Here is a 19,700-nt window from a genome sequence, read left to right on the forward strand (position 1 = left end):
GCAGGGTCATACCGGCCGGTAGTAGAACCACTTCGGGCGGGGCCAGTAGCGGGCCACCACCCGGCCGAGGACGTCGGCCACGCCGTACACCCGGGAGTCGTCGGTCACCAGCGTGTTGTCGCCGTGCAGCTCCCAGCCACCGTCGAGCGGGCGTACCGCGCGTTTGACCACCAGCAGCTCCGGCCGGGTACGGAAGACGCCGACCACGACGTCACCGGGCCGGACGGCGCGACCGCCACGCCGGACCAGCAGCGCGTCGCCGTGCCGCAGCGTCGGCACCATCGACGGCCCGACCACGAGTACGGCGAACACCGGTGCACCGGGCCGGCCACCGGTCGCGGAAGGGCCGGTGGAGGGGCTGGTGGACACCGAGTTTCACCTCCACCCCTTCGGGGACATATCGCAGGAGTACTGTCATCCTGGATCATCACAGACGTGCCTTGGAGGGTCCCATGCGACTTCCACGCATCCTTACACCACGAACTGTCGCGCACGCCCACTGCGACCTGCCCTGCGGCGTCTACGACCCGGCGCAGGCCCGGATCGAGGCCGAGTCGATCAAGGCGATCGACGAGAAGTACGCGGCGAACACCGACCCCGAGTTCCGCACCCGGGCGCTGATCATCAAGGAGCAGCGCTCCGAGCTGGTCAAGCACCACCTGTGGGTGCTCTGGACCGACTACTTCAAGCCCCCGCACTTCGAGAAGTACCCGCAGTTGCACCAGTTGTTCAACGAGGCCACCAAGCTCGCCGGTGGCGGCGGGGGCACCAAGGCCACGACCGACGGGTCCAAGGCCGACGAGCTGCTACAGAAGATCGACGAGATCGCGAAGATCTTCTGGGAGACCAAGCAGGCGTGAGTACCGCCACCCCGCCGGCCACCGGTCCGGCGGGACGTTGCCGGCGAGGTGCCGGCCGGATCCACGGATCCGGCCGGCACCTCGGCGCGACGGCCCGGTAGAGTCCGAGACGGGGGGACTGGCCTGGTGACTTCGCTGAGTACACCGCCGACGACCGGCGACGACGTCGTACTGCTCACCGTGCCCGCCGACGGTGGCTTCCTCGGGGTACTGCGGACCGCGACCGCCGGCCTTGCCGCCCGCCTGCACTTCGCCCTCGACGAGATCGAGGATCTGCGCATCGCCGTCGACGAGGCGTGCGCCATGCTGCTGGCCGTCACGACCCGGGACGCCGAGTTGGACTGCCGCTTCTCGGTCACCGACGACGCGCTCACCGTCGAGGTTTCGGTGCCCACCGCCCGGGGAGCGCGGCTGCCGGCGGAGTCGTCGTTCGCCTGGAAGGTGCTGACCGCGCTGACCACCTCCGCCACGGCGGTCGCGACCGGCGACCGGGCCACCATCACGCTGTTGACCCGACGCGCCGCCGAGGTCTGAGCCCGGTCGGTCCGGGTCTCCCGGTCAGGCCCGTTCGGTGTCGAAGCCGAGCGCCCGGTTGGTGGCGGTGCTGATCAGCAGGCCGACGACCAGCAGACCGAGCGCGATCAGCGGCCCGCCCAGCCAGGCCAGCCCGCCCAGGATCATGAAGTAGCCGACCGGCAGCAGCATGAGCTGCAACACGATCGCCGGGGCGCGGGCGGCCGGTCGGCGCCGCTCCAGCGCGGTGCCGATCACCCAGAGCAGCACCGCGCCGCCCGCCGCGAAGAGGGTGACCAGGAGTGCGGAGAGCAGGTCGGTCGCGGTAGCGGCGAACAGCTCGTAGACCAGGAAGAGCGTCAGCAGGGCCAGCCCGACCCCCTCGGCGCGCAGCAGCCACACCGCCCAGCGCAGTGCGCCGGGTGCCGGTTCGGGGTCCCTCGTCACGGCCGCCACGATACCTCGGCGGCTCGCGGTACAGTGCCGCCCATGCGGGCCATCCTGGTGGTCAATCCCAAGGCCACCACCACGACGGGCCGGGGCCGGGACGTTCTCGTCCGCGCGCTCCGCAGCGAGGTGGACCTCACCGTCGAGTACACCCGGCGGCGCGGGCACGCGGTCGCGCTGGCCCGGGAGGCCGCCCGGCAGGGCGTCGACCTGGTCGTGACGCTCGGAGGCGACGGCACCGTCAACGAGGTGGTCAACGGCCTGATGACCGCCGGCCCCTCGCACACCGCCGACGACCGGCCACCGGCCGGGCAACTCCCCGCGCTCGCGGCCGTACCGGGTGGCTCGACCAACGTCTTCGCCCGGGCGTTGGGGCTGCCCCGGGAGTGGCCGGAGGCGACCAGCGTGATCCTGGAGGCGCTGCGGGTGGGGCGGGTCCGCACCATCGGTCTCGGTCTCGCCGACGACCGGTACTTCACCTTCTGCGCGGGGCTGGGCATGGACGCGGCGGTGATCCACCGGGTGGAGCGGGCCCGCCGGCGGGGCCGGGTCTCCACCCCGAGCCTGTACCTGCGCTCGATCGTCAGCCAGTACCTCGTCGGGGCGGAGCGGCGTCACCCGGCGATCCGGCTGGAGCAGCCGGGCGAGATCACCGAGGGTGAGCTGGCCACCGTGGTCATCCAGAACACCGCACCCTGGACGTACGTCGGGGACCGCGAGGTCAACCCGAATCCGGACGCCTCGTTCGACCTGGGCCTGGACGTGTTGGCGCTGCGTCGGCTGCGGGTACCGAGCACCACCCGGATGGTGACCCAGAGCCTGTCGCGGCGGCCGGATCCGCGGGGCCGGCAGATTCTGCGGCTGCACGACCTGGAGGAGTTCACCCTGGTCGCGGAGCAGCCCCAGGCGTTCCAGCTCGACGGCGACTACCTCGGCGAGCGAAACAAAGTCCGATTCACGTCCGTCCCGGCGGCACTGCGAGTAATCTGCTGAGCCTGGGGTACTGCGACCGGTAGCGAACCTCCGAAGCGTGCAACGAGGACGGTGCCGGAAATGCCAGCAATGTCGGGCGGACTGTACTATATTGATTCTCGGCTGTGGCGCACCGGGTGCCGACGAGGGCGGAGATCCGGACAAAAGGGCCGTGACCTGTCTCACCTGCCCAGAGTTTTTCCGGGCGCTACCCTTGACATCGCGGGAGTTCGTGAAAGTATTCACAAGCGAACTTGAGTTACCGGGACATTGCGTGGGCGCGTTCGACCAACGACCGCCGCCCCGCGGGTCCCACAACACAAAGCCTGCTCTCGCGCTGCCGAACCGATGGGTTCCACACCGTCGCGATCGACACCGCGGATGCATATAGAAAAGATCCACGAAGCACTGCCGCCCACCCAGATTGAGGAGTGTTGCCGCCATGGACTGGCGCCACCATGCTGCCTGCCGCGACGAAGACCCGGAGCTGTTCTTTCCGATCGGAACGTCCGGTCCGGCCGTCCTGCAGGTCGAGCAGGCCAAGGCCGTCTGCCGGCGTTGCTCCGTGACCGACGAGTGCCTGCAGTGGGCGCTCGAATCCGGTCAGGACGCCGGAGTCTGGGGCGGAATGAGCGAAGAGGAGCGGCGCGCCGTCAAGCGCCGCGGCGGCCTTCGGGTCCTGCGCGCTCACTCTGCCTGACCGACCGCACCACGCATCGGACGCCCTGGGGCTCGTTCCCCGGGGCGTTCTGCTGTTCGGCGCTAACACGTTCCGTTGTTCCCAGAACGCGTTCTGCTGTTGTCGTAACGATGGATAGTGGATCGACGACATTCCGCTGATCAATTCGCCGACGCCGAATCCGAAGGCGATTCCCATCCGTCGACCGCGATTCCGACGACGATTACCGGCACCGGAGCCGGCCGGCCGGAACACCGCCGGGACCCCGTGCCGCGCCGGACCGCAACGTCGGCCGTTGACGACTACGGTGCGTTGCGGAGGCCAACTACCCTGCGTCACTCGCCAGGGGTGATCGCAAACAGCGGCAACGGTTACCGAGGGTCAGCGGCGAGCGCCGCATCCAGCCGCCCCAGCACGAGCTGGACGAGTTCCGGTACGTCGCCCAGCGGGGCGGCCAGGGCCATCGCACCGGCCTCCCGGGCCGACGCCAGGGCCGTCTCGCAGAGCCGGCCCGGAGCCAGGAAGTACGTGGCCACCGCCACCCGTCGAGCGCCGGCCTCCCGGAGCGCGCCGACCGCCGTACCGGCCGTCGGTGGGGCTGCGGAGGCGTAGCCGACCCGGGTCGGTAGCCCCGTCACGCGACCGAGCGCCTCGGCCACCTCGGCGACGGTGTCCCGGGCGGCGGCGTCCCGGGTACCGGCGGCAGCCAGCACCACGCCGTCGACCCCGCCGCCCCTGAACGCGGACGCGTCGACGACGCCGTCCCCGAGCGCTGGGCCGACGGCCTCGGCGAGCCGGCGCAGCAGCCCGGCGAGCAGCCGTGGATCGACCCCCCGCGCGGTCGGGCCGAGCACCTCCGCGGTACGCACCGGCATGCGCAGCCCCGCCTCCCGGGCCGCCTCGACGGCACCGGGGATGTCGACCCGGCCGTGGTACGCGGCCGTGAGCAGCAGCGGCACCAGTACGGCCCGCCGGTGCCCGGCCGCCTCCATCTCGGCCAGTACCGCACCGGGCCGGGGTGGGCCGTGGTCGAGATAGCTGGCCCGGACCAGCAGACCTGGCCGGGCCGCCGCCACCGCCCGGGTCAGCGCCTCGGTGGCCCGGGCGGCCCGGGGATCGCCACTGCCGTGTGCCACCAGCACGACCGGTGCCGGGGCCGACCCGGCCACCGCTGCTCCGGCGGCGGTCGCGGCGGACCCGGCCACCGGTACCCCGGCGGCAGTCGCGGCGGACCCGGCCACCGGTGCCCCGGCGGCCTCGGCGGTCACACGTGCAGGCCGCACTCGGTCTTCTCGAACATGGCCCAGCGGCCGGCCCGGGGGTCCTCGCCGGCCTTGGTCCGCCGGGTGCAGGGCCAGCAGCCGATCGAGGTGTAGCCCTGCCGGAACAGCTCGTTGACCGGCACGTTCCACCGGGAGATGTAGGCGTCGACGTCGGCCTGGCTCCAGGCGGCGATCGGGTTCACCTTGACCTTGCCGCGTCGCGGGTCGAAGCCCACCACCGGGGTGTTGGCCCGGGTCGGCGACTCGTCCCGGCGCAGCCCGGCCGCCCAGGCGTCGTAGTCGGCCAGGGCCCGCTCCAGCGGCTCCACCTTGCGCAGCGCGCAGCACTCGTCGGGTGCCCGGGAGAAGAGCCGGGGACCGTACTCGCCGTCCTGCTGGCCGACGGTCTGCCGGGGCCGGATGGAGCGTACGTTGACCGGCAGGGTACGGGCCACGGCGTCGCGTACCCGAAGGGTCTCCGGGAAGTGCAGGCCGGTGTCCAGGAAGACCACGTCCACCCCGGGCGCCACCCGGGAGACCACGTGCGCCAGTACGGCGTCGGCCATCGAGCTGGTGACGCAGAACCGGTCGCCGAACTCACCGACCGCCCAGCGGACGATCTCCTTGGCCGGTGCGCCGTCCAGTTCGCGGTTCGCCTCCTCGGCAAGCGCCCGCAGTTCCACCGGGTCCCGCCGGGCCGGGGCGGCCGGCACCGCCGGACCGAGCTTGACCAACCCGAGGTTGGCCGCGACAACCGGGCTCATGACTGCTTCCCTTCGGTCAGGGCGGTGGCGAGCAGGCCGGTGAACTTCACCGTGAAGACCCGGGCGCAGGCCCGGCACTCCCAGGCACCGTGCGACGCCTCGTTGGGTCGCAGGTCCTCCTCGCCGCAGTAAGGGCAGTAGAGAGGTGCGGCTCGGGTATCCCCACTCATCGCAGTTCCTCCTCGTCGACTCGCACGACCCAGTTCGCGAAGCTCTCGCCCTCGGTGCGGCCGTCCAGGTAGCGGCGGGCGAGCCGCTCGACGTACTCGGGAAGCTCCGCCGCGGTGGTCTTCAGGCCGCGCAGCTTGCGGCCGAAGCCGGCGGACTGGCCCTGGGCCATGCCCAGGCCGCCGCCGAGGTGCACCTGGAAGCCCTCGACCTGGCGCCCGTCCGGCCCGACCACGAGCTGGCCCTTGAGGCCGATGTCGGCGGTCTGGGTCCGGGCGCAGGCGTTCGGGCAGCCGTTCAGGTGGATGCTCAGCCCCTCGCCGAGGTCGGCGCCGGCGAGCCGCTCCTCCAGCCGGGCCACCAGCTCCTGGCCCCGGGCCTTGGTCTCGACGATGGCGAGCTTGCAGTATTCGAGGCCGGTGCAGGCCATGGTGTCGCGCCGCCAGACCGACGGGAACGCCTCCAGGCCGATCCGGCGCAGCGCCGCGACCAGCGAGTCGGTCCGCTCGGCCGGCACGTCCAGGACCAGGAGTTTCTGGTACGGGGTGAGGCTCACCCGGCCGCTGCCGTGCTCGGCGGCGGCGTCGGCCAGCTCGGCGAGCTGGGTCCCGGAGATGCGCCCCACCACCGGGGCGGCGCCGACGTAGTGGCGCCCGTCCCGCTGCCGGTGCACTCCGATGTGGTCGACCGGCTTCGCCGGCAGTTCCGGCGCCGGCCCGTCGAGCAGGCTCCGGCCCAGGTATTCCTTCTCCAGCACCTCCCGGAACTTCGCCACGCCCCAGTCGGCGACCAGGAACTTGAGCCGGGCGCGGTGCCGCAACCGGCGGTAGCCGTAGTCGCGGAAGATCCCGACCACCCCGGCCCAGACGTCCGGCACCTCGTCGAGCGGCACCCAGACGCCGAGCCGCTGCGCCAGCATCGGGTTGGTGCTCAGGCCGCCGCCGACCCAGAGGTCGAAGCCGGGGCCGTGCTCGGGGTGCTCGACGCCGAGGAAGGAGATGTCGTTGACCTCGTACGGCGTGTCGACCAGCCAGGAGATCGACGTCTTGAACTTGCGCGGCAGGTTGGAGTACGCCGGGTCGCCGATGTAACGCCGGACGATTTCGTCGATCGCGGGGGTCGGGTCGAGCACCTCCGCCTCGGCGATCCCGGCGACCGGGCTGCCGAGCACCACCCGGGGGCAGTCGCCGCACGCCTCGGTGGTCTGTAGGCCGACCGCCTCCAGCTTGCGCCAGATCTCCGGCATGTCCTCGACCCGGATCCAGTGCAGTTGGATGTTCTGCCGGTCGGTGATGTCGGCGGTGTCCCGGGCGTACGTCTGGGAGACCTCGGCGATCGTCCGGAGCTGCTCCAGGTTGAGCTGGCCGCCGTCGATCCGGACCCGGAGCATGAAGTACTCGTCTTCCAGCTCGTGCGGCTCCAGCACGGCGGTCCGCCCGCCGTCGATGCCGGCCTTGCGCTGGGTGTAGAGCCCCCACCAGCGGAACCGCCCACGCAGGTCCTGCGGGTCGATCGAGGCGAAGCCCCGGTGCGCGTAGATGTTCTCGATCCGGGCCCGTACGTTCAGCGGGTTGTCGTCCTTCTTGGTCCGCTCGTTGGGATTGAGCGGCTCCCGGTGCCCGAGTGCCCACTGCCCCTCGCCTCGCGGACGACGGGCCGGTCGGGCCGCGCGTGCGCTGCCGCCCGCCGGCGCGCTGGTGGCGCCGGGCCGGGCCGGGGTGTCGCTGACCGCCATCGCGGCGTCCTCCGTTGTTCGGTGTGACTCGGTGGACGCGCAGAGCGACGGCCTCGGCCCGGGGCGGACCGGAGACGACGGTGTCGGGAACGACGGTGTCGGGGAAGCCGGCGCACTGCACGCCCGGGACGGAACAGGTCCGGGCGGCGTCAGTGGGCCGGACAGATCGCGCTGCGAACGCGGCCGTAGTCCACGTGGCGGCGGGAGGTGAATCCCGGCCTCGCGAAACGGCGCACGGCGGCGGTCATACCCGTCATGCTGCCACATCCGTATCTGCCGGACCACCGCCGCGACCACTGATCCCGCCTGGCGGACCCGCTGTGGTCAGCTTCACGCTACGATTTCGGGTATTGGAACTAATGCGACAGATGGCACCTCGTCGGCCATAGATCGCGGTTCGGCTCGACCCCTTCGCCGGATCGTCCTGCCCGGTCGGTTCCGCCGGGCGATCTGGCTCTGGCCCGGCCTGGCCACCCTGCTCGTCACCGCCGTCCAGCTCGACCGCGCCCCGCTCTGGCGCGACGAGCTGGCGACCTGGAGCGCCGCCTCCCGGCCGCTGCCCGACCTGCTCCGGCTGGTCGGCACGATCGACGCGGTCAACGGCCCGTACTACCTGCTGATGCACGGCTGGCTGGCGGTGGCCGGAGACTCCGTCGTCGCCCTGCGGCTGCCGTCCGCGCTCGCCATGGCCGGAGCCGCCGCGCTGACCACCGTGCTGGGCGCGCGGCTGTTCGGCCGCCGGGCCGGGCTGCTCGCCGGACTGCTCTTCGCGATACTGCCGAGCACCTCCCGGTACGGCCAGGAGGCCCGCCCGTACGCCCTGGCGACGCTGCTCGCGGTGCTGGCCACCCTGCTGCTGTGCCGGGCGCTGGACCGGTCGGCGTGGCCGCGCTGGGCCGGCTACGCGGCTGCGGTCGCCGGGCTGGGCCTGGCCAACCTGTTCGCGGTCAGCCTGGTCGCGGGGCACGCCTTCGCCGTCCTGCTCGGGCGCCGCGATCGGGTACGGCTGCCGTGGCTGGTCGCCGTGGCCGTGGCCGGACTGGTGCTGGTGCCGCTGGCCGTACTCGGCCGGAGCCAGCAGGGTCGGCAGCTCGACTGGGTGGGCCGGCCCGGGGTGGGCGACCTGCTCGGGTTGCCCGGCGGTGTGGTCCAGGCGGGTGTGGTCGGCGGACTGCTGGTCGGGCTGGCCGCCGTCGGGGTCGCCACCCGGGGCCGCCGGGGCATCCTGCTCGGGCTGGCCGTGCTGCTGCCAGCGCTGCTGCTCTTCGTCGCCGGGCAGGTCACCCCGCTGTTCGTACCGCGCTATCTGCTCTTCGTGGTGCCGTTCGGCGCCCTGCTGGCCGCCGCGACCCTGGCCCCGCTCCGGCTCGCCGCCGCGCTGGCGATCGTGCTGGTCACCGGCCTGCTCGGCGTACCCGAGCAGGCGGCGCTACGGCGCACCCACGAGTGGCCGCGCAGTGCCCCGGTCGACTACCCGGCAGCGGTACGCATCATCGCCATGCACCAGCAGCCGGGCGACGGCATCGTCTACGCCCCTCGGGACGGCTGGGCGTTCCTCGACCTGGCCACCACGTACTACCTGCGGACTGACCGCCCCCGGGACGTCCTACTGGCCCAGGCCCAGGAACACCGCGCCGACTTCTGGGCCACCGAGTGCGCTCGGCCGGCGGAGTGCCTGGCCTCGGTCGCCCGACTCTGGCTGCTGCTGTGGGGGGAACACAGCGATCCAATGGCCGGTGTGCCCGCGAGCCGTACGGAGCCGCTCCGGAGCAGTTTTCGGCTCGACCGGAGCTGGACGGTGCCGGGTCTCACCGTGGCTCTGCTGTCCCGCCCTTTGACCTCCCGCTGAGCATCTTGGCCCGCAATCTCGGACTGGGCCGCCTTCTGCTCAGCGATCCCGGACGTACACCCCGACGCCAGCGTGACCAACGTTTCCGTGCCGTTCTACCTGTGCGTCCGGTGTGCCACCGCGCTGGCCGCAGGGGACCAGGAGCACAACTGCATCGAGGACGACCCGACGCGGCATCCGGCCGCCGCGCTCCGGAACTGGCGCTGCGAGTGTCCCTGCCAGCCGTGACCCGTGTCCGTCACCGGGCCAGCGGGACCACCAGCAGCGCTTCGGTGCCGGCACCGGCCCGGTTGCGCAGCTCGATGGTGCCGCGCAGCTCCCCGGTGGCCAGCGCGCGGACGATCTGGAGGCCGAGCCGGCTGCCCTGGTCGGCGTCGAAGTCCTCCGGCAGGCCCTGGCCGTTGTCGGCGACCGTGACGTGCAGTTGTTTGCGGAACCGGTGCGCCGAGACGACCACCTCGGCCGGCTCGACCGGCCGATCCGCCTTCTCCTGAGCGGCCGCCGGCGGCTGCCCCGCCGGCGCGGACCCGTCCAGGGCAGCGGTCGGAGCGGCCCCCTCCGGGGCAGCGTCCGGGGCGGTGGGCAGCGGCAGCACCGCGATCTCGCCCGGTTCCGGGAAGGCGTGTTCGACCGCGTTGAGCAGCAGCTCGTTCAGCACGATCACCAGCGAGGTGGCGATCTCCGCCGGCAGCACGCCGAAGCTGCCCTGCCGGCGTACCCGTACCGGGACCTCGGTCGCGGCCACCTCGGCGGCGGCCGCCGCCACCCGGTCCACGATGCCGTCGAACTCGACCGCCTCGTCGCTGGACATCGAGAGGGTCTCGTGCACCAGGGCGATCGAGGCGACCCGGCGTACCGACTCCTCCAGCGCGGCCCGGGCGGCCGGGATGCCGACCCGGCGGGCCTGGAGCCGGAGCAGCGCGGCGACGGTCTGGAGGTTGTTCTTCACCCGGTGGTGGATCTCCCGGATGGTGGCATCCTTGGTGATCAGGGCGCGGTCCCGGCGGCGTACCTCGGTCATGTCCCGGACCAGCACCAGCGCGCCGATCGGCACCCCGGCGGGCATCAGCGGCAGGGCCCGGGTCAGCACGGTCGCGCCCCGGGCCTCGATCTCCCGGCGCGGCGGCGCCTCCCCGCGCAGCGCGGCGAGCACCCGGTTGGCCGCCTCGGTGCCCTCCAGCGGATCGGCGGCAAGCCGGCCGTTCAGCGCCGCCAGGTCCTCGCCGACCAGGTGCGAGGCGAACCCGAGCCGCCGGTACGCGGACTGCGCGTTCGGGCTCGCGTAGGTGACCTTGCCGTTGGCGTCCAGCCGGACCAGCCCGTCGCCGACCCGGGGTGCCGTGGTGGTCTCGCCGGGGTGGCGTACCGGTGGGAACGTGCCGTCGGAGAGCATCTGGGCCAGGTCGTCGGCGGTGGTCAGGTAGTTCAGTTCGAGCTGGCTCGGGGTGCGCGCGGTGGAGAGGTTGGTGTCCCGGCCCACCACGGCGATCACCTCGCCCGACTCGCCGTCACCGGAGCGCAGCCGGACCGGGATCGCCTCGTGCCGGGCCGGGGTGTCGCCGTACCAGACCGGGTCGCCCTCCCGCCAGATCCGCCCCTGGGTGTACGCGATGGCCAGGTGCGCCACCTCGGGACCGCCGACGATCCGCCCCACCTGGTCGTCCTGGTACGCGGTCGGCGCGGTCGTCGGGCGCACCTGGGCGACGCAGACGAACCCGTCGGTGTCGCTGACCGGTACCCAGAGCAGCAGGTCGGCGAAGGACAGGTCGGAGAGGAGTTGCCAGTCGCCGGCCACCCGGTGCAGGTGGTCGATGTCGACCGGTCGCAGGCCGGTGTGCTCCTCGGCGAGATCGCGCAGCGTGGACACGGGGCAAGCCTGCCACGACCACGCCCGGCGCGGGTATCACCACCGGATGCTTGCCCCGGCGGGCACGCCCGGTCCGCTCTCCGGCGGCAGGCGCAGCCCGGACCGCTCCCGGGCCAGCGGCGACACCGGCCGGGAACGGGCCAGCCGCGACACCGACCGGGAACGAGCCAGCCGCAGCCCGGTCGCGGAGCGGAGTCAGAGCGTCGCGGTCACCTTGTGTAGTCCGCGCGGGGCGTCGGGGTCCTCGCCCCGGGCGAGGGCCAGGGCGAGGGCGAGCCGCTGCACCGGCAGGATGTCCAGCAGCGGGGCGTACCGCTCGTCGACCTCCGGCACGGATAGCTGGGCGGCGGCCCCGGCGACGCCGGCCGGCCCGACCACGACCAGGTCCGCGCCGCGTTCACCGACCTTGGCGACCACCTCGCGCATGGCGGTGCCGCCGGGCCCGGCACCGACGACGGCCAGCACCGGTACGTCCGGATCGGTCATCGCCAGCGGGCCGTGCAGCAGGTCGGCACCGGAGAAGGCGAGCGCCGGCAGGTAGGAGGTCTCCATCAGCTTCAGCGCCGCCTCCCGGGCGGTCGGGTACGCGTACCCCCGGCCGGTGGTGACCATCCGGTCCGCGAAGCGGTAGCGGGCGGCGAGCTGCCCCGGCACCGGGTCGGCGAGGGTACGCGCGGCCAGCTCCGGCAGCGCCTCCAGCCCGGCCCGTTCCTCGGCGGGCACCGCCCCGTCGCCGGCCCGGATCCCCTCGACCAGCAGCAGCAGGGCGAGCAGTTCGGCGGTGTACGTCTTGGTCGCGGCGACCGCCCGTTCGTGCCCGGCGGCCACGTCGATCGCGAGTTCGGCCGCGCCGGTCAGCGGGGAGTCCGGCGCGTTGGTCACCGCCAGGGTCAGCGCGCCGGACTCCCGGGCCACCCGCAGCACCTCGGTCAGGTCGGGTGACCCGCCGCTCTGGCTCACCCCGACGACCAGCGCCTCGGACAGGTCGGGCCGGGCGCCGAAGACGGTGATGGTGCTCGGCGAGGCGAGCCCGGCGGGAAGCCCGAGCCGGATCTCGGTCAGGTACGCGGCGTACAGCGCCGCGTGGTCCGAGGTGCCGCGTGCGGTGAACACCACGTGCTTCGGCCGGCGTTCCGCGATCACGGCCGCCACCTGCGCGATCGCGGCCGTCGAGGCCGGTTCCAGCAGTCGCGCGAAGCCTTCCGGCTGCTCGGCGATGTCCGCCGCCATGCCGGCTCCCGGTTGCGCCACGATGACCTCCTCATGCGCGTTTCCCGCGCGTTACATGCTCAGCTTTGCACGATTGGACGCTTCAGAGCAATCTAACGATCAGCTTTGCGCAGTAGATCACCAACCGCCGTCGCCATGCCCTAGGCTCCCCAACCCAGGGGAAATTCCACGTACGAAGGGTCGACTCGGTGCCCGAGGGAACGGACGACCCCCGGCTCTCGGCCGAGGGAGAACTCGCGCTGGCCCGGCTGGCGCTGGACGAGGGCGACCTCACGCACGCCGCCGGTCATCTGGCCGGAGCGATCGCGTACGCCCCGACCATGCCCGAGGTGCACGAGGCGCTCGCACAGCTCGCCGCCCGGTCCGGTGGCGGAGTCGAGCTCTTCCCGCTCGACCAGCACCCGTTCATCGGTACCGTGGTGGCCCGCGCGCACCTGCTCGCCGCCGCCGGGCGCCCCGGCGACGGGCTGGAACTGCTCGCCGCCGCCACCGGTCACGTCCCCTCGGCCGACTGGGCCGGCGTGCCCTGGGTGAGCGCCCCCGAACTCCCCGGCCTGCTCGATCCGGACCGGATCGCCCGGGTGCTGATGCAGGTCTGCGCCGGCATCTCCGACCCGGTGCCGGAGACCGCCCGCGAACCGCTCTGGCCCTACCTGCGGCTGGCCCGGCACGCCGTGGCGGCACATCCCCGGCACGGCCTGCTGCTCGGCGCGGCGTCCGCGCTGGCCCGCCGGGTCGGCGCGGTCGGCCAGGCCGTCGAATGGGCCGGCCAGGGAGCCCGGGAGCTGCCGTCGAAGCTCTCCGAGGTGTGGCTCGGCTACGCCTACCGCAGCGCCGGGCGGACCGCCGAGGCGCTCGCCGCGCTGCGCCGGGCCGTGGACCACGACCCCGACGACCTCTCGGTGTACGCCGACATCGCCGGCACCCTCGCCGACCACGGCCGGCTCGACGAGGCGCTGGGCTGGATCGACCGGGCGCTGGCCCGGGACCCGTCCTTCGACTGCGCGGTGCACACCGGTCACCGGCTGCGCTACCGCCAGGACGGCGACCTCGGCCACCTGGTGGCGCTGGCCGACTTCCAGCGTGACCATCCGGACGACTCGCACGAGCACAGCGACCTCGCCGAGTGCTGCCAGAACCAGCCGTGGCTGGGTCGGGTCCCGCCGGCCACCGAGGCGGTGGCGGTGGCGCTGCGGCAGCGGCTGGCCACCGGCGATCCGGTCGACGGCGCCCGGCTACCGCTGGACGGGCTGGAGCCGCCGAGCGCGATGCGTACGCTGCACGGGGCGGCCCCGGCCCTGGTCGTCACCGTCGCCGCCACCCCGGAGCCGGATCTGCGCGAACCACGCCGCCCGGTCGGGCACCAGCTCTGGCGGTACGCCGGCATCACCGCCGTACCGGCCGTGCCGGCGCCGACCGACGCGGCGGTACGCCGGATCCAGCAGTTGGCCCATCCCGCCTGGCCGCATCCGCCGGCCGCCTACGACGCGGCGGTCGGGCTCGCCACGCTCGAACTCGACGACCTGCTCGGCCTGCTGGCCCATCCGCCGGCACCGCCACCGACCGAACTGGGCCGCACGCTGAGCCGGCACGACCCGACCCTCTGGGTGCGCTGTGTTCAGGTCTGGGTCTGCCTCGGACTGCTGCACCACCGCACCGACGAGCCGTGGCCGGACTCGACCCGGCGCAGAGTACTGCTCGACCTGATCTGGGGCGTCGAGGACTGGGTCACCGAGGCGGCGCTGTTCGCCCTGGTCACCGCCGCCTGGGTGGACCCGTCGGTGCGTACCGAGGTGGCCCGGGTGATCGCTGGCCGGTTCGGTGACGCGGTCGAGGTGGCACAGCGGCGGCCGGTCACCGTGCTGCGTTCGCTGGCCCAGCTCGTGCTGGCCACCCCGGCCGCCGAGCCGACCGCGGTCGACACCGCCCGGCTGCTGCTCGGCCGGGACGGTACTGCGGTGGCGCCCCGACAGCGCCGCTTCGGCCGGCTGCTGGACCGGATGTGGCGGCGGTTCACCCGGCACGGCTGAAACTCCGCACGGCCGGTCCGGTCTCCACGGCTCAACTCCGCACGGCCGGTCGGGTCCCCACGCCTCAACTCCGCACGACCGGCCGCGCCCCACGGCTCAACTCCGCACGGCCGGCCGCCGGGGCCCGAGTTCCGCAGGGCGGGTCGGGTCTGGGCGACAGGGGCGGTGCCGCCCCTGTCGACAGGGGCGGCGCCGCGGCGGGGGTCAGCGTACGGGTGGGCTGGCCAGGGCGATCTCCGCCTGCTCCTCGGGAGTGTCGGCCGTGGAGGCGGGGCCGCCACGCAGCGGGATCTCCTTGACGAACCAGGCCAGCACGGCCACGGCCAGCGCGAACGGTACCGCCCAGACGAAGACCACCCCGATCGCGTCGGCGAGACCGCTGAGCACCACGTGCTGCTGCTCCGGCGGCAGCGCCCGCAACGCGGCCGGGTCGACTCCGGCGCCCTCGCCGCCGGCCATCATCGGCCCGGCGGGCGAGTCGGCCAGCCGGTTGGCGAAGACCGCCCCGAACAGCGAGATCCCGAACGAGCCGCCGATCGACCGGAAGAAGGTGGCCGCACCGCTCGCCGCACCGAGGTCCTTCTGCTCCACGCTGTTCTGCGCGATCAGCATCGAAGTCTGCATCAGGAAGCCCATCCCGACACCGAGCACGATCATGTAGAGCGAGGACTCCAGCTTGCCGGTGTCGACGTCGAGCATGGCCAGCAGCGCCATCCCGGCAGTCATCACGATCCCGCCGACGATCGGGAAGGCCCGGTAGCGGCCGGTCCTGGTGATCGCCCGGCCGACCACGATCGACACCACCAACATGCCGAACATCAGCGGCAGCAGCAGCAGCCCGCTGTTGGTCGCGGAGGCGCCCTGCACGGTCTGCTGGAACAGCGGCAGGAAGTTCATCGAGCCGAACATCGCGAAGCCGAGCAGGAAGCCGATCACCGAGATCACCGCGAAGTTGCGGTTGGCGAAGAGGCTCAGCGGCAGGATCGGCTCCGGCACCCGCCGCTCGACCACGGCGAAGGCGATCAGCGAGAGCACGGCGACGGCGGCCAGGCCGAGGATCTGGCCGGAGATCCAGTCGTACTCGGTGCCGCCCCAGGTGGTGACCAGCACGATCGCGGTGATGCCGACCGAGAGCAGCGCGGCGCCGAGCCAGTCGATCCGGTGCTCGGTACGGTACTTCGGCAGGTGCATCCGGGTGGCCAGCAGGATCAGCGCCACGCCGCCGAGCGGCAGGTTGACGTAGAACGCCCACCGCCAGGAGAGATGGTCGGTGATGAAGCCGCCGACCAGCGGACCGGCCACCATGGCGATGGCCATGATGCCGGCGATCATGCCCTGGTAGCGGCCCCGCTCCCGGGGCGGGACCAGGTCGCCGATGATCGCCATCACGCCGACCATCAGGCCGCCCGCGCCGAGTCCCTGCACCGCGCGGAAGGCGATCAGCTCCATCATCCCGTCGCCGGGGCCGCCGAGCATCGCCGACCCGGCCATCCCGCAGAGCGCCGACCCGAACAGGAACAGCACGATCGAGCTGAGAAAGACGGTCTTGCGGCCGTACAGGTCGCCGAGCTTGCCCCAGATCGGGGTGGAGACGGTCGACCCGAGCACGTAGGCCGTGACCACCCAGGTGAAGTGGTTGAGTCCGCCGAACTCGCCGACGATTCTCGGCAGCGCGGTGCTGACGATCATGTTGTCGAGCATCGCGAGCATCATCGCGATCATCAGGCCGCCGAGGACGACTCTGATGTTGACTGGTCGTTGCGGCGCATCCGCCATCGTGGTCATCGCTAGGCTCTCCCCCTGAGTGCAACCGCTTACTTGCCGACCGGCTAGTGATTCTACCTGCCGCACGGTAAGCTGGGCGCCGGGTTCCCGTCAAGCAATTACGAGAGGTGGTCCGGGTGACCGGCAGCACAGGAGACACGCGGTCCCGGATCCAGGCCGTGGCCCTGGAACTCTTCACCGAGCAGGGCTACGAGAAGACCTCGCTACGAGAGATCGCCGAACGGCTGGGCGTCACCAAGGCGGCCCTCTACTACCACTTCAAGAGCAAGGACGACATCGTCGACAGCTTCGTGTCCGACCGAGTCGAGCGGCTGGACCGGCTGATCGAGTGGGCTGCGGAGCAGCCGGTCGACGCGGTCGGCCGGCGGACGACGCTGCGCCGCTACTGCGAGGAGTTCTTCGGCGACGACGGTCGCAACGTGATGCAGTTCTTCGAGCAGAACCGGACGGTGGTCAAGCACCATCCCGCCGGCCAGATGCTGCGGGACCGGATGCTGCGGATCGCCGAGCTGCTCTCCCGGGCCGACCCGTCGCCGGCCGGACAGCTCCGGGCGACGCTGGCGCTCTTCTCCGTACACGGCAGTCTCTTCGCGCTGCGCGGCGAGATCAGCAGCACCGAACGGCAGGAACTCGCGCTGGAGATCGCCAACGAGCTGCTCGACCGGATCGGCGAGGACCCGACCGGCAACGACGAGCCCGAACCCGGGACGGACAGCACCCCGGCCGCCGCAGCCGGCTAACCTCCGGCTCCGGGTCTCAGCCCCGACTCGGCTCCGACAGCACGGTCGGCGCGGGGGTCAGGTCGAGGCGGAGCGCGAGCAGGTCCACGCCGGGAGCGGGCGACCAGTCCCGGTCCGGCGTACGGACGAAACCGAACCCCGCGTAGAGCCGGTGCGCCGGGGTGGAGAAGCTGCGGGTGCAGATCACCACCCGGGCACAGCCGAGCGATCTCGCCCGGTCCAGGCAGGCCCGGACCAGCGCCTTGCCGGCACCCCGGCCCTGCGCCCCCGGGTCCACCGCCAGCATCCGGAACTCCGCCTCGTCGGGCCCGGACAGCTCGGCGTACGCCGAGCCGGGCAGCACGAACAGCACGGCACCGAGCAGTTCACCGGTGGCCTCGTCGGCGGCGACCAGCAGTTCACCGGCACCGGCCCGGGCCGGTACGTCGGCGAGCACCTGCTCGTACCCGTGCTCGCCCTCGAGTTGCCCGTCCGCCCGGTACGCCGCCACGGTGAGCCGGGCGATCGCGTCGAAGTCGGCCGGCTCGGCGATCCGGACCACCAGGTCGGTCATCCCGCTCCCTCGCTCCGTCGGGTCATGCCGTCGCCCGGGTCACTGCCCCGGACAGGTCCCGCCGAACGACCTGCCCGGCGCGGCCGGTCATTGAACCTTTCTCGACCTGAACCGCGCGGCGCATGCGCCCCGACTTCTCCCTGCGGCCACGACGGACCGCAAGGGGAGGTTGAAGAAGGCTCATTCGATCACGGCGATCAGGTCGCCGTCCTGTACGACGTCGCCCTCGTGCACGGCGAGTTGCCGGAGCACCCCGTCCGACTCGGCCACCACCGGGATCTCCATCTTCATGGACTCGAGGATCACCAGCGTGTCGCCCTCGGACACCGTGTCACCGGCCACGGCCACGACCTTCCAGACGTTCGCCACCATCTCGGCGCGGATCTCCTCGGCCATGGGTTCCCCCTTGTCGTGACTGTTGCCCTGCGACGGTATCCAATCATGCGATGACCGCCGTGGCAGGCACGGCGGCGGTCCGTCGCCGGCCGGGTTCGCCGAGCACCCGGGGGCGGGCGCTACCGAAACGGCGTGCGTTCCCGGACGGGCGGGCACACCGCCTCGGCGGGGCCGCACGGCGCCCATGGGAGGATTGCCCGGCGCGAGCGGAAACGGGCGGTCGACGACGCTGGTCGGCGCCGCCCACGGAAACGGACGGAGGTCAGCATGGCGAAGAAGTCACGGAAGAAGAGCGCCGCCAACCACGGCAAGCGCCCCAACTCCTGAGCTCGGCGCCGAGCCTGGGCGGCCGGGCGGGGCACGGGACCGTCGGCGATCGCGACAGAGCGCTCGCCACATCCCGGCCCGCCCGGCGATCCGCCACAACGGCGGTGTACCGACGGATCGCCCACCCGGTCAACCTTCCTCGACCTCCCCGGCGGTCCGGCCGGTCCGGCGGACCGCAGGGTCGGACGGACGCGGTGCGTGAGCGCCGCGCGGTTCAGGTGGGGAAGGTTCAGTCGGCGAGATATTCCCGGGAGTCGGTCTCGAAGACCAGCTCGGCCAGGCGGACCCGCAGCCGCTCCCGGAGGTCGGCCGGCGCGGTCTCGTTGCCGCAGCAGCGCGCGACCAGCGCCTTGACCTCCTGCTCGATGCCGTACTCGCGCAGGCAGGGCGAGCACTCGTCGAGATGGTCCCGGATCAGGTTGCGCCGCTCGTCCGCGCACTCCAGGTCGAGGTAGAGGTATACCTCGGTGAGGACCTCACGGCAGTCCGTCTCGTGCGGTTCACCGCAACTCATTCGCTCACACCTCCCGGCCAGCCGCAGCGGACCTGGTCGACGGGGCGGACGAGAAGCCCCGGTCGGCAGCGTAGCGCTCAAGCAGCTTCCGTAGGTTCCGCCGGCCACGGTGCAGCCGGGACATCACGGTGCCGATCGGCGTCCCCATGATGTCGGCGACCTCCTTGTAGGAGAACCCCTCGACGTCGGTGAGGTAGACGGCGAGCCGGAACTCCTCCGGGAGCTGCTGCAACGCCTCTTTCACGTCGCTGTCCGGAAGCCGGTCCAGCGCCTCGGTCTCGGCCGAGCGCAGCCCGCTGGAGGTGTGCGACTCCGCCTCGGCGAGCTGCCAGTCAGTGATCTCCTCGGTCGGCGCCTGCACGGGTTGCCGCTGCCGCCGACGGTAGGAGTTGATGTAGGTGTTGGTCAGGATCCGGTAGAGCCACGCCTTGAGGTTCGTACCCTCTTCGAACTGGTGGAACGCGGCGAACGCCTTCAGGAAGGTCTCCTGGACCAGATCCTCCGCGTCGGCGGGGTTGCGGGTCATCCGCAGGCCGGCGGCGTACAACTGGTCGACGAAGGGCAGCGCGTCACGTTCGAACCGGGCCCTACGCTCGTCCGTCTTCTCCGCTGTCAACCGGCCGTCTCCCTCGCCTCGGTACCGAACCGGCGCGGTGACCTTCTTCCCCACCACCGCAGCGTTATTCGGCTGTCCCGCCGAGGATACGCGGAAAGCGCGGCCCGGCGACTCGGTTCGGGCGGTGGCGATACCCACCCCGGGCCGGTCACCCGACGACCGGGAGGGAGGACCGCTCCGCCTCCGGTCGGGCCACCGCGCCTCGCGGTCGTGCTCCAGGCTCCGTGTCTCGGTCGACACCGGGCAAACCCCCTTGTGGCTCCACATGCTTCCGGGAGTTGTAACCGCCGTACCGGGCGAGGCATTCCGTCCACCGCCCATCCCTGGCCCCGGCCGTGGCCAATCCGTTCGGACTTCCCACGGCTGGGACCAGGAAGGGCCTGGGAGGATGAA

22 protein-coding genes are annotated in these 19,700 nt (G+C 72.4%); 9 read left to right on the top strand and 13 right to left on the bottom strand.

Annotation, left to right across the window (positions count from 1 at the left end; genetic code table 11):
• Positions 1–6: 6 nt before the first annotated feature.
• The gene (locus ACQEVC_RS03330) at positions 7–282 is read right to left on the bottom strand and encodes a S24/S26 family peptidase (protein WP_432890987.1); all 276 of its coding nucleotides are present in this window, start codon (positions 280–282) and stop codon (positions 7–9) included.
• 170 nt (positions 283–452) lie between these two features.
• Here ACQEVC_RS03330 and sodN point away from each other — a divergent pair, with 170 nt between their 5' ends.
• On the top strand, positions 453–860 hold the full coding sequence (gene sodN / locus ACQEVC_RS03335; protein WP_318402676.1) for a superoxide dismutase, Ni: 408 nt from the start codon (positions 453–455) through the stop codon (positions 858–860).
• 126 nt (positions 861–986) lie between these two features.
• Positions 987–1,394 (top strand): anti-sigma regulatory factor, encoded by a 408-nt coding sequence (locus tag ACQEVC_RS03340; RefSeq protein ID WP_318402678.1) that lies wholly within the window; start codon positions 987–989, stop codon positions 1,392–1,394.
• Positions 1,395–1,418: 24 nt separating this feature from the next.
• On the opposite strand, the gene ACQEVC_RS03345 is transcribed toward ACQEVC_RS03340, so the two are convergent.
• Positions 1,419–1,820, bottom strand: a complete 402-nt coding sequence (locus tag ACQEVC_RS03345) for a hypothetical protein (RefSeq protein ID WP_432873211.1) — start codon at positions 1,818–1,820, stop codon at positions 1,419–1,421.
• Between the two features lie 42 nt (positions 1,821–1,862).
• Here ACQEVC_RS03345 and ACQEVC_RS03350 point away from each other — a divergent pair, with 42 nt between their 5' ends.
• The gene (locus ACQEVC_RS03350; RefSeq protein WP_432873213.1) at positions 1,863–2,813 is read left to right on the top strand and encodes a diacylglycerol/lipid kinase family protein; all 951 of its coding nucleotides are present in this window, start codon (positions 1,863–1,865) and stop codon (positions 2,811–2,813) included.
• Positions 2,814–3,234: 421 nt separating this feature from the next.
• On the top strand, positions 3,235–3,492 hold the full coding sequence (locus ACQEVC_RS03355) for a WhiB family transcriptional regulator (RefSeq protein WP_130464821.1): 258 nt from the start codon (positions 3,235–3,237) through the stop codon (positions 3,490–3,492).
• A 350-nt stretch (positions 3,493–3,842) separates the two neighbouring features.
• Here the strand turns inward: ACQEVC_RS03355 and ACQEVC_RS03360 are convergent, their stop codons facing one another.
• The 4 genes from ACQEVC_RS03360 to ACQEVC_RS03375 all read right to left on the bottom strand — a co-directional run bounded on the left by ACQEVC_RS03360 (position 3,843) and on the right by ACQEVC_RS03375 (position 7,400).
• A complete protein-coding gene (locus ACQEVC_RS03360) occupies positions 3,843–4,640 on the bottom strand; it encodes a sirohydrochlorin chelatase (protein WP_432890990.1) in 798 nt (265 codons plus the stop codon).
• Between the two features lie 95 nt (positions 4,641–4,735).
• A complete protein-coding gene (locus ACQEVC_RS03365) occupies positions 4,736–5,497 on the bottom strand; it encodes a phosphoadenylyl-sulfate reductase (RefSeq protein ID WP_432873216.1) in 762 nt (253 codons plus the stop codon).
• On the bottom strand, positions 5,494–5,667 hold the full coding sequence (locus tag ACQEVC_RS03370; protein ID WP_318402686.1) for a hypothetical protein: 174 nt from the start codon (positions 5,665–5,667) through the stop codon (positions 5,494–5,496). Before ACQEVC_RS03370 ends, ACQEVC_RS03365 begins: the two co-directional genes overlap by 4 nt.
• Positions 5,664–7,400, bottom strand: a complete 1,737-nt coding sequence (locus ACQEVC_RS03375; RefSeq protein WP_432873218.1) for a nitrite/sulfite reductase — start codon at positions 7,398–7,400, stop codon at positions 5,664–5,666. Before ACQEVC_RS03375 ends, ACQEVC_RS03370 begins: the two co-directional genes overlap by 4 nt.
• 619 nt (positions 7,401–8,019) lie before the next feature.
• Between ACQEVC_RS03375 and ACQEVC_RS03380 the strand changes: the two genes are divergently transcribed.
• Together ACQEVC_RS03380 and ACQEVC_RS03385 are read left to right on the top strand one after the other, a co-directional pair.
• Positions 8,020–9,249 carry a glycosyltransferase family 39 protein gene (locus ACQEVC_RS03380; protein WP_432873221.1) on the top strand — a complete coding sequence of 410 codons (1,230 nt, stop codon included), beginning with the start codon at positions 8,020–8,022 and terminating at the stop codon, positions 9,247–9,249.
• A gap of 72 nt (positions 9,250–9,321) precedes the next feature.
• Positions 9,322–9,477 (top strand): hypothetical protein, encoded by a 156-nt coding sequence (locus ACQEVC_RS03385; RefSeq protein ID WP_432873224.1) that lies wholly within the window; start codon positions 9,322–9,324, stop codon positions 9,475–9,477.
• Between the two features lie 10 nt (positions 9,478–9,487).
• Here the strand turns inward: ACQEVC_RS03385 and ACQEVC_RS03390 are convergent, their stop codons facing one another.
• Together ACQEVC_RS03390 and ACQEVC_RS03395 are read right to left on the bottom strand one after the other, a co-directional pair.
• Positions 9,488–11,116 carry a histidine kinase N-terminal domain-containing protein gene (locus ACQEVC_RS03390; RefSeq protein WP_432873226.1) on the bottom strand — a complete coding sequence of 543 codons (1,629 nt, stop codon included), beginning with the start codon at positions 11,114–11,116 and terminating at the stop codon, positions 9,488–9,490.
• A 195-nt stretch (positions 11,117–11,311) separates the two neighbouring features.
• Positions 11,312–12,346: an SIS domain-containing protein gene (locus tag ACQEVC_RS03395; protein ID WP_432890992.1), complete on the bottom strand. Its 1,035-nt coding sequence runs from the start codon at positions 12,344–12,346 to the stop codon at positions 11,312–11,314.
• A 188-nt stretch (positions 12,347–12,534) separates the two neighbouring features.
• On the opposite strand from ACQEVC_RS03395, the gene ACQEVC_RS03400 reads away from it, so the two are divergent.
• On the top strand, positions 12,535–14,376 hold the full coding sequence (locus ACQEVC_RS03400; RefSeq protein ID WP_432873229.1) for a tetratricopeptide repeat protein: 1,842 nt from the start codon (positions 12,535–12,537) through the stop codon (positions 14,374–14,376).
• Positions 14,377–14,580: 204 nt separating this feature from the next.
• On the opposite strand, the gene ACQEVC_RS03405 is transcribed toward ACQEVC_RS03400, so the two are convergent.
• Positions 14,581–16,161, bottom strand: a complete 1,581-nt coding sequence (locus ACQEVC_RS03405) for an MDR family MFS transporter (protein ID WP_432873232.1) — start codon at positions 16,159–16,161, stop codon at positions 14,581–14,583.
• 116 nt (positions 16,162–16,277) lie between these two features.
• On the opposite strand from ACQEVC_RS03405, the gene ACQEVC_RS03410 reads away from it, so the two are divergent.
• Entirely contained in the window at positions 16,278–16,901 is a 624-nt protein-coding gene (locus tag ACQEVC_RS03410; RefSeq protein WP_432873235.1) for a TetR/AcrR family transcriptional regulator, read from the top strand.
• 16 nt (positions 16,902–16,917) lie between these two features.
• On the opposite strand, the gene ACQEVC_RS03415 is transcribed toward ACQEVC_RS03410, so the two are convergent.
• Both ACQEVC_RS03415 and ACQEVC_RS03420 read right to left on the bottom strand, forming a co-directional pair.
• The gene (locus ACQEVC_RS03415) at positions 16,918–17,454 is read right to left on the bottom strand and encodes a GNAT family N-acetyltransferase (protein ID WP_432873238.1); all 537 of its coding nucleotides are present in this window, start codon (positions 17,452–17,454) and stop codon (positions 16,918–16,920) included.
• A 180-nt stretch (positions 17,455–17,634) separates the two neighbouring features.
• Positions 17,635–17,850 (bottom strand): biotin/lipoyl-binding carrier protein, encoded by a 216-nt coding sequence (locus ACQEVC_RS03420; RefSeq protein WP_432873241.1) that lies wholly within the window; start codon positions 17,848–17,850, stop codon positions 17,635–17,637.
• Positions 17,851–18,117: 267 nt separating this feature from the next.
• On the opposite strand from ACQEVC_RS03420, the gene ACQEVC_RS03425 reads away from it, so the two are divergent.
• A complete protein-coding gene (locus ACQEVC_RS03425) occupies positions 18,118–18,177 on the top strand; it encodes a 50S ribosomal protein bL37 (RefSeq protein ID WP_432890995.1) in 60 nt (19 codons plus the stop codon).
• 229 nt (positions 18,178–18,406) lie between these two features.
• Here ACQEVC_RS03425 and rsrA read toward each other — a convergent pair whose 3' ends face one another.
• Positions 18,407–18,691, bottom strand: coding sequence for a mycothiol system anti-sigma-R factor (gene rsrA / locus ACQEVC_RS03430; protein ID WP_318402708.1), 285 nt, complete (start codon positions 18,689–18,691; stop codon positions 18,407–18,409).
• A 4-nt stretch (positions 18,692–18,695) separates the two neighbouring features.
• Entirely contained in the window at positions 18,696–19,574 is an 879-nt protein-coding gene (locus tag ACQEVC_RS03435) for a sigma-70 family RNA polymerase sigma factor (RefSeq protein WP_432873243.1), read from the bottom strand.
• Positions 19,575–19,700 lie beyond the last annotated feature (126 nt).

Source organism: Plantactinospora sp. CA-294935, from assembly GCF_050936445.1.
Classification (GTDB): Bacteria; Actinomycetota; Actinomycetes; order Mycobacteriales; family Micromonosporaceae; genus Plantactinospora.

Excerpts from the sequence above, each read along its gene's own strand:
- ACQEVC_RS03355 (WP_130464821.1), top strand. The coding sequence starts at position 3,235 with ATGGACTGGCGCCACCATGCTGCCTGCCGCGACGAAGACCCGGAGCTG.
- ACQEVC_RS03395 (WP_432890992.1), bottom strand. The coding sequence starts at position 12,346 with ATGGCGGCGGACATCGCCGAGCAGCCGGAAGGCTTCGCGCGACTGCTG.
- ACQEVC_RS03380 (WP_432873221.1), top strand. The coding sequence starts at position 8,020 with ATGCACGGCTGGCTGGCGGTGGCCGGAGACTCCGTCGTCGCCCTGCGG.
- ACQEVC_RS03370 (WP_318402686.1), bottom strand. The coding sequence starts at position 5,667 with ATGAGTGGGGATACCCGAGCCGCACCTCTCTACTGCCCTTACTGCGGC.
- ACQEVC_RS03435 (WP_432873243.1), bottom strand. The coding sequence starts at position 19,574 with ATGTGGAGCCACAAGGGGGTTTGCCCGGTGTCGACCGAGACACGGAGC.
- ACQEVC_RS03365 (WP_432873216.1), bottom strand. The coding sequence starts at position 5,497 with ATGAGCCCGGTTGTCGCGGCCAACCTCGGGTTGGTCAAGCTCGGTCCG.
- sodN (WP_318402676.1), top strand. The coding sequence starts at position 453 with ATGCGACTTCCACGCATCCTTACACCACGAACTGTCGCGCACGCCCAC.
- ACQEVC_RS03330 (WP_432890987.1), bottom strand. The coding sequence starts at position 282 with ATGGTGCCGACGCTGCGGCACGGCGACGCGCTGCTGGTCCGGCGTGGC.
- ACQEVC_RS03420 (WP_432873241.1), bottom strand. The coding sequence starts at position 17,850 with ATGGCCGAGGAGATCCGCGCCGAGATGGTGGCGAACGTCTGGAAGGTC.
- ACQEVC_RS03375 (WP_432873218.1), bottom strand. The coding sequence starts at position 7,400 with ATGGCGGTCAGCGACACCCCGGCCCGGCCCGGCGCCACCAGCGCGCCG.
- ACQEVC_RS03415 (WP_432873238.1), bottom strand. The coding sequence starts at position 17,454 with ATGACCGACCTGGTGGTCCGGATCGCCGAGCCGGCCGACTTCGACGCG.
- rsrA (WP_318402708.1), bottom strand. The coding sequence starts at position 18,691 with ATGAGTTGCGGTGAACCGCACGAGACGGACTGCCGTGAGGTCCTCACC.
- ACQEVC_RS03350 (WP_432873213.1), top strand. The coding sequence starts at position 1,863 with ATGCGGGCCATCCTGGTGGTCAATCCCAAGGCCACCACCACGACGGGC.
- ACQEVC_RS03405 (WP_432873232.1), bottom strand. The coding sequence starts at position 16,161 with ATGACCACGATGGCGGATGCGCCGCAACGACCAGTCAACATCAGAGTC.